The organism is Streptomyces sp. NPDC002825 (genome assembly GCF_040295385.1).
Taxonomy (GTDB): Bacteria; Actinomycetota; Actinomycetes; order Streptomycetales; family Streptomycetaceae; genus Streptomyces.
Window position 1 is genome coordinate 1 of the sequence record NZ_JBEOVH010000062.1, and the last position, 13,324, is coordinate 13,324.

The 13,324-nt window shown below is 71.6% G+C and carries 8 protein-coding genes and 4 pseudogenes; 5 read left to right on the forward strand and 7 right to left on the reverse strand.

Annotation, left to right across the window (positions count from 1 at the left end; all coding sequences use genetic code 11):
* Nucleotides 1-162 precede the first annotated feature (162 nt).
* Together ABT041_RS38420 and ABT041_RS38425 are read right to left on the reverse strand one after the other, a co-directional pair.
* Nucleotides 163-477: pseudogene (locus tag ABT041_RS38420) on the reverse strand (BON domain-containing protein); the annotation flags it as partial.
* 92 nt (nt 478-569) lie between these two features.
* Nucleotides 570-1,997: an MBL fold metallo-hydrolase RNA specificity domain-containing protein gene (locus tag ABT041_RS38425; RefSeq protein WP_351193669.1), complete on the reverse strand. Its 1,428-nt coding sequence runs from the start codon at nt 1,995-1,997 to the stop codon at nt 570-572.
* A gap of 172 nt (nt 1,998-2,169) precedes the next feature.
* On the opposite strand from ABT041_RS38425, the gene ABT041_RS38430 reads away from it, so the two are divergent.
* On the forward strand, nt 2,170-3,249 hold the full coding sequence (locus ABT041_RS38430) for a zinc-dependent alcohol dehydrogenase family protein (RefSeq protein ID WP_351193671.1): 1,080 nt from the start codon (nt 2,170-2,172) through the stop codon (nt 3,247-3,249).
* A 441-nt stretch (nt 3,250-3,690) separates the two neighbouring features.
* Here the strand turns inward: ABT041_RS38430 and ABT041_RS38435 are convergent.
* The 3 genes and pseudogenes from ABT041_RS38435 to ABT041_RS38445 form a co-directional block, all read right to left on the reverse strand.
* Nucleotides 3,691-4,011: pseudogene (locus ABT041_RS38435) on the reverse strand (glycoside hydrolase family 65 protein); the annotation flags it as partial.
* A gap of 28 nt (nt 4,012-4,039) precedes the next feature.
* A complete protein-coding gene (locus ABT041_RS38440) occupies nt 4,040-5,029 on the reverse strand; it encodes an Acg family FMN-binding oxidoreductase (RefSeq protein WP_351193674.1) in 990 nt (329 codons plus the stop codon).
* Between the two features lie 22 nt (nt 5,030-5,051).
* Complete coding sequence (locus ABT041_RS38445) at nt 5,052-5,675, reverse strand: CBS domain-containing protein (RefSeq protein WP_351193676.1); 624 nt, start codon at nt 5,673-5,675, stop codon at nt 5,052-5,054.
* Between the two features lie 329 nt (nt 5,676-6,004).
* On the opposite strand from ABT041_RS38445, the pseudogene ABT041_RS38450 reads away from it, so the two are divergent.
* The 3 genes and pseudogenes from ABT041_RS38450 to ABT041_RS38460 all read left to right on the forward strand — a co-directional run.
* Nucleotides 6,005-6,607 (forward strand): annotated as a pseudogene (locus tag ABT041_RS38450) (universal stress protein); the annotation flags it as partial.
* A 94-nt stretch (nt 6,608-6,701) separates the two neighbouring features.
* A pseudogene (locus tag ABT041_RS39165) lies at nt 6,702-6,845 on the forward strand (universal stress protein); the annotation flags it as partial.
* Between the two features lie 7 nt (nt 6,846-6,852).
* Nucleotides 6,853-9,474 carry a cation-translocating P-type ATPase gene (locus ABT041_RS38460; RefSeq protein ID WP_351193679.1) on the forward strand — a complete coding sequence of 874 codons (2,622 nt, stop codon included), beginning with the start codon at nt 6,853-6,855 and terminating at the stop codon, nt 9,472-9,474.
* A 352-nt stretch (nt 9,475-9,826) separates the two neighbouring features.
* On the opposite strand, the gene ABT041_RS38465 is transcribed toward ABT041_RS38460, so the two are convergent.
* A complete protein-coding gene (locus tag ABT041_RS38465; protein ID WP_351193682.1) occupies nt 9,827-10,372 on the reverse strand; it encodes a flavodoxin domain-containing protein in 546 nt (181 codons plus the stop codon).
* A gap of 14 nt (nt 10,373-10,386) precedes the next feature.
* On the reverse strand, nt 10,387-11,028 hold the full coding sequence (locus ABT041_RS38470; RefSeq protein WP_351193684.1) for a hypothetical protein: 642 nt from the start codon (nt 11,026-11,028) through the stop codon (nt 10,387-10,389).
* Between the two features lie 651 nt (nt 11,029-11,679).
* On the opposite strand from ABT041_RS38470, the gene ABT041_RS38475 reads away from it, so the two are divergent.
* Nucleotides 11,680-13,269, forward strand: a complete 1,590-nt coding sequence (locus ABT041_RS38475; protein ID WP_351193686.1) for a hypothetical protein — start codon at nt 11,680-11,682, stop codon at nt 13,267-13,269.
* Nucleotides 13,270-13,324 lie beyond the last annotated feature (55 nt).

Genomic DNA, 13,324 nt, shown 5'->3' on the forward strand with positions numbered 1-13,324 from the left:
GCGATCACCGTCACGACGAAGAAGGCGATCCAGAGGAAGAGCAGCACGATCCAGTGGGGGATGACCAGGATCCATTTCACCAGCCACAGCCAGCGAGACATCCCCCTGCCCAGCTCGGCCGTCACCACCACAGGAACCGGGCACTCGGGGTGGCCACGGTCGTCACGTCCTCGTCAGGTCGTCGTCTTCGTAGGTGAGCCGGTCGACGACCCCCACGACACCGACGACGCTGTTGCAGAGCCGGAGAAGCACGGGAACGAGGCCGCGGCGGGGGACCGTGCCGCTGAGGGTGACCCTGCCGTCCGTGACGTCCACCGAGAGGGCTGACGGGCTCAGCCCCAGGGTGCGGGTGATCACGTCCTCGACGATCTCCTCCTGGATCGCCCGGTCCCTCCGCAGGTACAGCTGGACGAGGTCGCTCCGGCTGAGTACGCCGACGAGCCGCCCGTCGTCGTCGACCACGGGCAGGCGCTTGACGCCGGCCCGGTCTTCGCCGTCGTCGCCCGACCCCGGCGGCACGGCGTTGGGAGGGCCGCGCAGGTCACACCGGGGGACCGAAGAGCCCCGCCTCAGCGGACCAGGACGGCCTCCCCGGAGCGGGGTACGACGGCCGTCCAGCCCAGTTCGTGGTCGATGCGGTCGCGCAGCGCCTCGGAGGCGGCCGGTTCGCCGTGGACGAGGTAGGTGGTGTGCGGGGCAGGGGCGCCGCGCAGCCAGTCGATGATCTGGTCGGCGTCGGCGTGGGCCGAGAAGTGGGGGACGTCGGCGACCTCGGCCCGTACGGGGACGTACTCGCCGAACATCTTGAGCGTCCGCGCCCCGTCCACCAGGTCCCGCGCCCGCGTGCCGGCCGCGGCGAAGCCGACCACGACGACCGCGTTACGCGGATCGGGGAGCAGCCGGTGGAGGTGGTGCAGGACGCGGCCGCCGGTCGCCATGCCGGCCGAGGAGACGATGACAGCAGGGCCCTTGACCTCGTTGATCTCGATGGACTCCTGGACGGAACGCGCGGCGAGGAACGGCTCGGGGCTCAGCGCGGCCTCTCCCTCGGCGAGGATCTCCGGCCGCAGCTCGGGGGAGCGGTCGCGTACCGCCTCCCGGTAGACATCGAGGGCGGCCAGCGCCATGGGGCTGTCCACGTACACGGGCACCGACCGTGGCAGGACGCCCGAGTCGCGCAACCGGCTCAGTTCGTGCAAGACGACCTCGGTACGGTCGATCGCGAAGGCCGGGATGACGACGATGCCGCCACGGGCGAGGGTCCGCGCGATCACGGAGGCGAACTCCGACCGGGCGGACTCCTGGTCGTGGCGCCTGTCGCCGTACGTCGACTCCATGAGCAGCGCGTCGGCGCCCGAGAACGGCTCGGGCGGCAGCAGCAGCGGGTGTCCGGGCCGCCCCAGGTCCCCGGAGACGGCCAGAGTGTGGCCGTCCTCCAGGGTGAGGTGCACCCATGCCGACCCGAGGATGTGCCCGCCGTGGTGGAGCCTCAGCCGGTTGCCGGCCATGATCTCGACGTCCTCGCCGATCGGGATCGGGTCGAAGTACGCCAGTGTCTTCTCGACGTCGGAGTCGTCGTAGAGCGGCTTGGCCGGGCGGTGCTTGGACCAGCCGTGCTCGTCGGCATGCCGGGCGGCCTCCATCTGGAGGCGGGCGCTGTCGCGCAGCACGATCCCGGCGAGCTGGGAGGTGTGGGCACTGGTGAGGATCGGCCCCCGGAAGCCTTGGCGGACCAATCGGGGCAGGTAGCCGCAGTGGTCCAGGTGGGCATGGGTGACGACCACGGCGTCGACGTCGGCGGCGTCGCGGGCGAACCGCTCCCAGTTGCGGCGCCGCAGGGTCGCGAAACCCTGGAAGAGACCGCAGTCGAGGAGGATCCGGGCATGGTCGCTCTCCACCAGGAACTTGCTTCCGGTGACCGTACCCACCCCGCCCAGGAAGCTGAGCAGTGCCGGGCGCGGGGTGGTGGGAGCGGGGTTCGGGGCTGCTTCGGACATGGCCAGCCCTCCTTCGGTGGGGCCGGTCTCCACCCTCGCATCCGGCCGGGCCGCTACCGAGGGTCCAAGCGGGCCCTGCTCCGGGGCCGACCGGCTCATGCGCCGCAGAGGGGCTCCGCAGAACCTGGTGCCGAGGACCGTAGCGACGCGTGACAGGAAGTGGGTGGACGCCATGAAGGCACTCGTCTTCCAGGGGCCGGGCCGTATGCACTGGCAGGACGTACCCGACCCGGTCATCAAAGACCCTGGCGACGCGATCGTGCGGGTTGACGTGGTCACCATCTGCGGCACGGACCTGCACATCCTGAAGGGGGACGTGCCGGAGGTGACGCCCGGCCGGGTTCTCGGACATGAGGCGGTCGGCACGGTGGTCGATACCGGAGGCGACGTCCGCACGGTGCGACCGGGCGACCGCGTTCTGATCTCCTGCATCTCCGCATGTGGCAGGTGCCGCTTCTGCCGTGAAGGCCGCTACGGGCAGTGCCGGGGCGGAGGCGGCTGGATCCTCGGCCACACCGTCGACGGCACGCAGGCCGAATACGTCCGGGTGCCCTTCGCCGACCTGTCCGTCCACCCGCTGCCGGAATCGATCGACAGCTTCGACGCCGTCCTGCTCGCCGACATCTTCCCCACCGCCTACGAGGTCGGGGTCCTGAACGGCGCCGTGCGCCCCGCCGACACGGTGGTCGTCGTCGGAGCGGGCCCCATCGGTCTCGCCGCCGTCGCCACCGCCCGGTTCTACAGCCCGGGACGGATCGTCGCCGTCGACCTGGCCGAGTCGCGGCTGGTGGCTGCCCGCACCCTCGGCGCGGACGCCATCGTGAACGCGGGCGAAGACGCGGAGCAGCTGGTCGCGGATCTGACGGACGGCCTCGGCGCTGACGTTGTCATGGAGGCCGTAGGCGTCCCGGATGCCTTCGAGATGTGCACACGGATGGTCCGGCCCGGCGGCAGGGTCGCCAACATCGGCGTCCACGGCAAGCCGGCAGCCCTCCACCTCGAAGATCTGTGGATCAAGGACGTCACCATCACCACCGGACTCGTGGACACCTCGTCCACGCCCATGCTGCTGCGCATGTTGGCCGCCGGGCGGCTGCCGTCGGCAGAACTGGTGACTCACCGGTTCGAACTGGGGGAGATGGAGGAGGCGTACGAAGTCTTTGGCAGCGCCGCCGAGACCGGCGCCATCAAAGTCGCCCTCGGCGGCCCGCAGCACACGGCCGTGAGCCGCCCCGCCCCGCCGGTGGCCTGATGCACGGCCGAGGCCGGGTTCTCGGCCGCCGGACGGTGTCGTCCTCGACACCGTCCGGCGTACTGCTCGACTCCGCCGTCGTGCACGCGGCGGCGTGGAAGATCGCTTTCGACGCCTGCCTCGACGAACTCGCGTCCGGCAGCGGGACGCAGCCGCCCTTCGATGCGGACGCCGAGTACCGCCGGCTCGTCGACGGCCGGTCCCGGTACGACGGAGCCGCGGCCTTCCTCACCGCCGCGGCCTTCACCTCCCAGCGGGAGAACCGCACGACGCGCCCGGCTGCGGCAGGGTTTGGGGCGTTGCCGCCCGCAGGAACAGGCGTTCGTCGATCTGCTCCGTACGGAAGCGTCGCCGCCTTCGCCGACGCACGGCCGGCTCTGACGGCCGTGCGCACTGCGGGCGGGCCGTGCGCTCTCACAGACGGAACCAACGCTCCTGTCCCCGCCAGGCTTCGGCGTCCGTCTGCCGGGCCGGCACCCACCCGTGGACGAGGCTGCTGAGCGTGGATCCGTGGCTGGTGCGCCGCAGGTAGTACGAGACGGTCGCCCGCCACACCTCGTCGTCCAGCGCGTAGCCGAGCCGGCCGAACAGGCCGTACAACTCCTCGGGCCGGAACAGGTAGCCGAGCATGAGGTTGTCGGCCTGCTTCGACGCCTGACAGCGGTTGACCGAGTCGCCCTCGGCCTCGAGGATCCGGTCGAGCCTGCGGATGTCGCCCTGACGGGCCCGGTACGCCTCCCGGTCGAGCTCCGCCAGGTCTCCGCCGCGTGGCTCCGTCCTCGAGAGGCGATCAGTCGAACGCGAGCACCTCGGAGACGGGGCGACGCGGCGTGGCCTGCCCCCGGGGGCCGTACCCGAGGCGGATCACCATGTGGACGAAGCCGATCGTCGAGCCGGGGTCGCGCGCGTCGGAACGGAGCTCGGGCCATTCCAGCGGCTGGGACATGAGGGAGGTGGCGAGGCCGTCGAGGGTGGCCTGCAGGAGGACGCGTTGCATGGCCTGGCCGGCCTTCAGCCATTCCTCCGGGGTGTCCTCGGCTGTGCCGAGCAGCGCGATCTGCGGCCTCTTCTCGAAGCGCGCCGAGGTGCGGCCTGGCACCTGTCGGGGAGCACCGAAGTCCCTGACGGGAGAGGTCACGTCGTACTGCCGTGGGCCGAAGGCGTACGAAGGGATGCCCTCGGTGCCGGGATCCCTCCCGGCCGCACCGGTGCCTGTCCAGGCGGCGATCTCGGTGCGTACGGTCTCGTCCGCCGCCTCGAACAGCTCGGAGGCGTGGACGAGGTCCATGACGGTGTCGGTGTGCCACGCTCCCGGTACGACCAGTCGGCAGCCCTCCAGCAGAGACGCGGCACACAGCCCGTCGATCACCTCGGAGGGGACCGGCTCCTCCGTGAAGGGGAAGCGGCTGGTGTGCCGCCGGGCGAGAGCGGCATGGAGCACACCCAGGTCGCTGTCGGCGTCCGCGGGCCCTTCGAACCGTATGTCGGCGAGATGCCAGGGATCGTCGGCGGAGGGCAGCAGCCGCACCACCGGACGCAGGTCCCGGTGCGCGGCCGCGACCCGGAGCCCGAACAGGGCGGCACCGCAGCCGAGGTGGAGTGCACGGTGGTCGGGGTCCTCGCGCGGCATGCCCCGCAGCGGATCGCCGTGCAGCTCGATGACGCCGGTGCCCGTCCTGGCGACGAACTTCCACGGCTGTGCGTTGTGCATCGACGGAGCGGTGACGGCGTCTTCGATCAGCGACGTCACGAGTGGTCGGGTCAGAGCGGTGGTGGACACGGTTCGTCCTGTCTGCGATGGGTCACCAAGAGGTGTCTTGCGGAGTCCGGGTGGGTGACGTGAGACGCGTGTCGTCCTCGTGGGAAGTCAGTCGGTCCACGACGGCGACGACGCCGTCCACCCGCTCGGCGAGTCCGACGAGCATCTGGGCCTGGCTGTGCCGACGGAGACGACCGGCGAGCGTCACCACGCCGTCGAGGACGTGCACGTCCACCGCGTCCCCGGGCAGGTCCATGGCGTCCGTCAGGACGTCCGCCCGGACGCGGCGCCGTATCTCCGCGTCCGGGCGGAGGTAGACGCAGAGCAGGTCACGGCGGGTCACGATGCCGACCAGTCGCTCCTCCACGTCGACCACGGGCAGGCGCTCGACTCCGCGACGCACCATCAGCCGCCCCGCGTCGGCCACCGTCTCCTCGGCGTGGACAGTGATGGCCGGCGACGTCATCAGGTCCCGTGCGGTCAGCTTGTGGTGGGCCAGGAGGTCGCTTTCGGAGACGACCCCGATGACGTGGTCGTCCTCGTCCACCACGGGGACCCCGCCGATGTCGTGCTCGGCGAGCAGCTTCGCGATCTCCCTGAACGAGGTCGCGGGGACGGCGGAGATCACGTTGCTGGTCATGAGACCGCCGATCTTCATGTGCTTCATCGCGGCGCCTCCTGTCGGGGTCCGGAGGGTGCGCTGTCCCGCGGAACCAGACTCCAGCGCATGCCTGGGGGCCGCGAGTGCCGAACGGTCCCCGGGCTGGACCGAACGGGCACGTCACCGCCAGTCCGTACTCCGAACTGGCCAGGGTGGGGGCCCTTTGGTCCCGTCATGGGCCCCACCGGCCCTCCGGTTGCGCCACACCGGCTGCCAGAGTGGAAACGAGTCCCTCATGCCGTGTGAGGAGAACCATGGGCGGAACCAGGACCCGTCCCGGCCTCGGCAGGGTCGTCGTCGGCGTCGACGGATCACCACCCGCACGCACAGCGGCGATGTGGGCGGCGGCGGAGGCCGCCCTGCGGGGCAGCACCCTCTGCCTCGTCCATGCGGCTGACACGAACGCGCCGGCCCTGTTCCTGCCGCAGGCGGAGCTCGTCAGGAGTCGGCAAGCGGGGCGGGAACTGCTCGACGGGACCGCCGAGGCGGTCACGGCGCGCCTTCCCGAGTTGACCGTCTTCACGGAACTCACCGATGGGGCTGCCCCAGGGAGCCTGCGTCGAGCCGCCGCTCTCACCGGCACGATCGTCGTCGGACACCGCGGCCTTGGCGGCTTCTCGTCGCTGCTGCTCGGATCGGTCGGCCTTGAGGTCGCGGCCGCCGCGACCACGCCCGTGGTCGTGGTGCGTGGGGCCGTCGAGCCCGCCGAAGCAAGCCTCGTCCTGGCTGCGGTCGGGGACGAGGCCGACGTGGGCTGTGCCCGTGCGGCGGCCCGTGAGGCCCTGTTGCGCAAGGCACCTCTGCGACTCCTGCACATCTGGGGTGTGGGGTTGTCCGGCGGACCACGGGCTGTGCTGCGCAACGGGGGCGAGGAGACAGCCCGCGATCACGCACGTGCGCTCACCTCGTCGGCGGACAGGGTCCGGCAGGAGTTTCCGGAACTGGTCGTGCACGCCGACGGTCGGAGAAGCCACAGTGCGCCCGGAGCTCTCGTCGAGGCATCGCGCCACACCGACCTGCTCGTCGTCGGGGCTCGCGAACGCGGCCGAACACGCCCCGGCCGTCGTCGTAGGCCGTCGGGGCCGGGGTGGATACACGGGGATGCGCGTCGGCTCCGTCGTCCACGGGCTGCTGCACCGTGCTCACTGCCCGGTGATCACCGTCCCCGCGGGGTGAGCGGGCCATGACGAGGTCGGCAGCGGGCCGGGCGCCCGTGCTGGTGCGGGAGACGACGGGGCTCACCCAGGAGGAGGCCGCCCGCCGGCTTGCCGAGACGGGTCCCAATGAGGTGAGGGCGAGCAAGCCGGTACGGCTCCACAGGCGGGTCCTGGCCCAGCTGACCGACCCGCTGATCATGGTGCTTCTCGGGGCCGTCGTGCTGACCCTCGCGATCGGTGACCATCCCGACGCGATCGTCATCGGGCTGGTCGTCCTCGTGAACACGATCGTCGGGGTGGCGCAGGAGATCCGGGCCGACAACGCCGTCGCCGCGCTCTCTGCCCTCACCGCCCCGCACGCGCGAGTGCGGCGCGACGGCGCCGTTTGTGACCTCCCGGCGGCGGCGGTCGTCCCAGGGGATGTACTCCTGGTCGGTGAGGGCGACATCGTCGCCGCCGACGCCGATCTCGCCGAGGCATCCGCCGTACTGGTGGACGAGAGCATGCTCACGGGGGAGTCCGTGCCCGTCGACAAGGATCCTGGTACGACGCTGAGCGCGGGCACGGTCGTCGTCCGGGGCCGGGGCGTGGCCGTGGTCAAGGCGACCGGGGCTGCCAGCGCCCTCGGCCGGATCGCGGCCCTCCTCGACGAGCGTCGCGAGCCGACCCCGCTGCAGCGACGGCTCGCCGCCCTCGGGCGCGTTCTCGCGGCCGTGACGCTCGCCCTGTGCGTGCTGGTCTTCGCCCTCGGCCTGGTCCGGGGGCTCCCGCTCGGAACGATGGCGGTCACCGCCATCAGCCTGGCCGTGGCGGCGGTTCCCGAGTCCCTTCCCGCGGTCGTCACCCTGGCCCTGGCTCTCGGAGCCCGGCGTATGGTCGCCCGGCACGCCCTGGTGCGCCGACTGCCCGCGGTCGAGACGCTCGGATCGGTGTCCGTGCTCGCCACCGACAAGACGGGCACCCTGACCGAGGGCCGCATGGTCGTCCAGCGCGTCTGGACACCGCGAGTGAGCGCCGAGCTCTCGGGCGTGGGGTACGAACCCGTGGGCGAGGTCCTCGTGAACGGGCGGCCTGCGGCAGCGGACGAGCTCGAGCCCCTGAGGGAGCTCCTGACCGTGACAGCCCTGTGTAACGACGCCACGCTGCGTCCGCCGGACGACAGGGCCTCCGACGGCCGCTGGACGGCCCTGGGTGACCCCATGGAAGCAGCCCTGCTGACGGCCGCGGCCAAGACGGGCTGCCCGGATCCCACGGAACTGGCCGCCGCCTGCCCCCGGATCGAAGAAGTGCCCTTCGACAGCCTGCGCCGGCGCATGACCACGCTCCACACGACCGAGGACGGTCGGGTGCTCGTCTGCCTCAAGGGCGCCCCCGAGGCCGTGCTCGACCCGGCCGTTCTGCTCGACCGCCCGCAGACCCTGGAGTCTGCCCGCCAGGAGGCCGCGAGCCTGGCTGCCCGGGGATACCGCGTGCTCGCGGTGGCATCGGGCGGGCGGAACGACCTCCCGAGCCCGGTCACCGCGGCGGAGTCGGGGCTCGCGCTCCGCGGTCTCGTCGCGTTGAGCGACCCGCCCAAGCCGCATGCCGCCGCGACCCTCGCCTCGTGCCGGGCGGCCGGCATCACCCCCGTCCTCATCACCGGTGACCATCCGGCGACGGCTCGGGCGGTGGCGTCCCATGTCGCGCTCCTGGGCGGTGGCGGCGGGCCACAAGGCCACGTCGTCACGGGAGCGGACGTGGCCGCAGGTCGCGTTGCCGACCTCACCTCGGTGCGGGTCTTCGCCCGCACGGATCCCCAGCAGAAGCTGGACATCGTCGAGGCGTGGCGCGCCCGGGGAGCCGTCACCGCGATGACGGGCGACGGGGTCAACGACGGCCCCGCACTGCACCAGGCCGACATCGGCGTTGCCATGGGGGCGCGCGGAACGGAGGTGGCGCGGCAGGCGGCAGACCTGGTTCTCATGGACGACGAGCTCTCGACGGTCGTGGCGGCCGTCGACGAGGGACGACGCGTCTACGACAACATCCGCCGTTTCCTCGTCTACGGGATGGCCGGCGGCGCTGCCGAGATTCTCGTCATGCTGCTCGGCCCGGTGCTTGGGCTGCCTCTGCCCCTGCGGGCGGGGCAGATCCTGTGGATCAACCTCCTGACGCACGGTCTCACGGGTGTCGCCATGGGCGCCGAACCGGCCTCCCCCGGCGCGATGCGCCGACCGCCCCGTCCCCCGGACCAGCACATCCTGGGCGGCGGTGCCTGGCAGCGCCTGCTCGTCCTGGCCGCTGTCGTCACGGCGGTCTCCCTCGGCGCGGGACTCGGCGCCCGCGCAGTCGACCTCGCCTGGCAGAGCGTGCTCTTCCTGGCGCTGCTCGCCGCACAGCTCGGGGCCGTCCTGGGACTCCGCGCCCGGCTGTTCACACGGAAGAACCCGTTCCTTCCCCTGGCCGCCTTCGCCTCCGCCCTGCTTGCCGCGGCGGCGCTGTACGTGCCCGTCCTGAGCGCGGTCCTGGAGACCGAGCCGCTCGGCTGGGCGGGCGTCGGGATCGCGTTGACCGGTGCCCCCGCAGGGTTCCTCGCCGCGCGACTCGTCCGCACCGCCTTCCGTCGGCCGAGTCCGGCCGGAGGGTCGGGGCCCCCCGAACCACCGTGAGTATGTGCCCGTCAGGCGAGCAGCGTGCGCTCGACGTGGCTGGGGGTGGCGATGGAGCACAAGGGGCCCGTGCCGAGTCCACTTCGGTCTGCTGCCTCCGGCGTGCCACCATGTGCGGCACGCACCGGATTCCTGATCCCAAGCTCGACGCCGACTGGGCGACCTTCCGGCACGTGCCGGATTGGCCGTCCCGGGCCGGATTGTATGAAGTGGGCGTGTCGCGCCCTGACCGGCGGAGTGCAGCTTCGCAGATCGCACCCGAGTCGCGGGCAGAGCCGGAAAGTGCGTCGGCCAGGGTGCGCACGGACCCTGCTCACCGCTGGGTGCTGCCCAGGGCTCTCTTGTGGGTCAGTCAAGCGACCTGGAGGGCCGCACCCCACGCCCTCGCGCGATCCCGTTCGCCGGCGCGCAGCGGCCCGTCGATCTCCTCGATGATGAATCCCTCCGGTTCCGCGACGAGTTCATAACCGTGGCTGCGCAGCCGACGTGCGATGCCGCTCGCGGCAGCGCCCGCCAGGCGCATGTCCGCCCTCGTGTCGAAGGCCGCGGCGGCATGGGTGCCGGTGTGGGCCTTGGGGAGCGTGTCGTGGAACCAGTCGCGGACGCCAGGGCCCTCGGCGGCCTCCTCGGGGGTGAAGGGACGCTCTGCCTTCTCGGCTTCCTTCTCCTCGGTCTTCAGCCCCATCTTCCGGCTCATCCCGGTGGTCATGCCCCGCATGTGGGTCGGCCCGCCGACGACCAGCAGGTCGGTGGCGCCGATGCGCTCGGGCAGGGCGTCGACCACTGCCACGCACTCGACCTCGGCGTCCGGGTGTGCTTCCTTCACACCCTCGCCGATTGCGTCAGCGATCTCGCGGGTGTTGCCGAACAGGCTCTCGTACACGATCACAGCACGCATGACGACTCATCTCCTCAGGTGCTTCCTTCTCCGGTCTCCGCTGCCGCTTCGATCGCCCGCAGCGCCCCGCGCAGCACGATGCCGACGCCCGGGGAGACCAACCTCCAGTAGCGGCCGAACCGTGTGGTGGAAACCGGGTCGGTGCAAGCGGTACGCGCTTCGTAGGTCAGGAGGGACCGCCGTACCCCGTAGGGGTGGACGACGAAGGCGGCGGCCATCTTCGCCCAGCCGGGCTCCTCGAAGCCCGCATAGTCACCAGGTTCGACACGGCGCCACTCGATGGTGGGCTTCCACACCTTGCCGACCGCCCCGAAGACGATCTCGCGCCCCGCGCGCTCCCCCAGGGCAACCCAGGGTTGAACCAGGTCCCCCTGATCACCAGCGGCAGCGGTTTCGAACAGGTCGGACACTCGCATCGAAGGCGGTGTGGCCACGGGCCGACGGCGCACTCGGTCCGGCACGCCACGCGCCCATATGACCGCGTCGAACAGCGGCGAGTGTATGGACAGCATGTCCAGATCACGGGCTGCGCTGTACACGAGGTCCGGCGCGGCGCTGATCACGGCGCACTCCAGGCGGGAGAACCGGAACTCGGGCAGGGCCGCGTCAAGCAAGAGCCGCTCGGCTGTCGCGTGGGCGCTGGGCTGGCTATTCATCTGGACCTCCCGGATCCGACACCACCAGTCTGGTCCGCATGACGGGCATCCCGCTGGGGTCGAATGGTCCCCCGTAGCAGCACCGACGTCTCTGCCCACTTCACGGCGGCAACGGCACCCTCTGCGCCGACCTGCGCGGAAGAACGCCAGGCCCCCATCAAGGTGCTGACGCGCCGGTTCGGCACCGCGAGGAAGTGACTCTCAGACGTCGCCGACCGCCTGGGCCTCGACATCGCGGAGCTGCGCGACCGGATCACCGCGCCCCGCACGTCGAGGTGACGGCAGAACTCGGGACACTGTGCCACCCGTTCTCGTTGTACGGGCTGCGCGACATCGAGCAGCCGCATGCCGGCCCGGCCGGCACTCTGAGTGACGGCCGCAGTAGCAGTTCGCCTTCTGTCCGGCCGTGCAGGGGAGCGGAGCCGCAGGCCGGGCAGTCAGCCGTTCACTCCACAGGGTCGCGCATTCTCCCCAGATTCTCCCCAGGGCTCCGGGGCGCCGCATTTCGACGAGTTCTCCAGCCCCCGACCTTGATCGTTTCAGCATCGTGAACTGCCCGTGAAACGCAGAGCAGTGCCATGTACATTTCACGCACTCGGGCCTAGCGTCGGCCGCCGGCGCGACACATGTCAGGATCCCCGAGGAGCCGTTTTGACCACCCCACCGCCCCGCAGACGAGCACGCGCGCTCGCGCTGGTCGCCGCGCTCGCGGCGACCGTCCTGGCGGGCTCCGCACCCGTCGCCCAGGCCGAGGAGATACCCCTCGCCCCGGGCCACCGCCTCGTCGACCACTACGAGGGCGCCCCCGCAACCGCGCGGCCGGTCCCCGGCAAGGGCCCCGTCCAGCACCCGTACCTCGCCCCCAACGGCCGCAGCGGCATGCACGCCGACGGCGCCGGCAGCGCCACCTACCCCTGGTCCGGGCCGCTCGGGCGCGACCCGGAGGTCACCAGCGAGAAGATCGCCGCGCTCGGCGGCGAGTGCGCCACCGTCACCTTCGACGCCGGCGGCCGGCTCGTCACCGTCTGCGGCACCTTCAGCGGCTTCCTCCTGAAGCTGCTCGACCCGCGCACCCTCGCCACCCTCGCCGAGTACCAGCTGCCGCAGCGCTCCTCCACCGTCGAGGCCCTCACCCGGCTCGACTTCGAGAAGATCTTCAAGGACACCTCGGGCGGCGCCTACTTCTACCTGGACGACCGGGACCGGGTCGTCCTCGCCGACTCCCGCCAGCACGTCCTGCGCATCGCCCACCGCCAGAAGGCCGACGGCGCCTGGGAGTTCGCCGTCGAGAACGACTGGGACCTCACCTCCCTCGTCCCGCACGACTGCGTCAGCTGGACGAACCTCTTCCCCGGCGGCGTCTGCGACCCCGTCACCTCCGTCATGCCTGACTGGGACGGCCGCATCTGGTGGGTGACCCGCCTCGGCCGCGTCGGCACCGTCGACCCCGCGACGGGCACGCTGCGCGTGATCCGTCTCGACGGCGAGGAGATCCAGAACTCCTTCTCCGTCGCCCAGGACGGCGTCTCCATCGTCACCGACCACGCCCTGTACAGCTTCCGCGCCGACGCCGACGGCGTTCCGCGGATCCTGTGGCGCGAGACGTACGACCGGGGGACCGGCACCAAGCCCGGCTCGGTGAACCAGGGTTCGGGCACCACCCCCGACCTCTTCGGCACCGAGGACCAGTACGTCGCCGTCACGGACAACGCCGACGACCGCATGAACGTCCTCGTCTACCGCAGAGGCGCCGGCGTGCCCGCCGCCGAGCGGCTCGTCTGCAAGGTGCCGGTCTTCGGCTCCGGCGCCTCCACCACCGACAACTCCCTGATCAGCTGGGGCAACAGCCTCGTCGTCGAGAACAACTACGGCTACGAGAACCCGAGTACGCTCCTCTTCGGCCGCAGCGTCGTCGGCGGCGCGACCCGGATCGACGTCCGCGCCGACGGCAGCGGCTGCGACACCGTCTGGGAGAGCGGCGTCCGCTCGCCCTCCACCGTCCCGAAGCTCTCCACCGCCAACGGACTGCTCTACTTCTACGAGAAGCGCCCCAACTCCTGGGGCATCGACGCCTGGTACCTCGCCGCGGTCGACTTCCGCACCGGACGGCGCGCCTTCTCGCGCTTCACCGGCACGGGCCTGGCCTACGACAACAACTGGGCGCCGATCACCATCGGCCCCGACGGCACCGCGTACGTGGGCGTCTTCAACGGCATCGTCGCCGTCCGCGACACCGCCTGACGCACGGCGGCGCGGCCACCCTGGTCGCCGTTCTGGAACGTACCGGAGAGATCGG

Bases quoted from the DNA above. Each gene is read 5' to 3' on its own strand.
- ABT041_RS38425 (WP_351193669.1), bottom strand. From the start codon at position 1,997: ATGTCCGAAGCAGCCCCGAACCCCGCTCCCACCACCCCGCGCCCGGCA.
- ABT041_RS38430 (WP_351193671.1), top strand. From the start codon at position 2,170: ATGAAGGCACTCGTCTTCCAGGGGCCGGGCCGTATGCACTGGCAGGAC.
- ABT041_RS38445 (WP_351193676.1), bottom strand. From the start codon at position 5,675: ATGAAGCACATGAAGATCGGCGGTCTCATGACCAGCAACGTGATCTCC.
- ABT041_RS38460 (WP_351193679.1), top strand. From the start codon at position 6,853: ATGACGAGGTCGGCAGCGGGCCGGGCGCCCGTGCTGGTGCGGGAGACG.
- ABT041_RS38465 (WP_351193682.1), bottom strand. From the start codon at position 10,372: ATGCGTGCTGTGATCGTGTACGAGAGCCTGTTCGGCAACACCCGCGAG.
- ABT041_RS38470 (WP_351193684.1), bottom strand. From the start codon at position 11,028: ATGAATAGCCAGCCCAGCGCCCACGCGACAGCCGAGCGGCTCTTGCTT.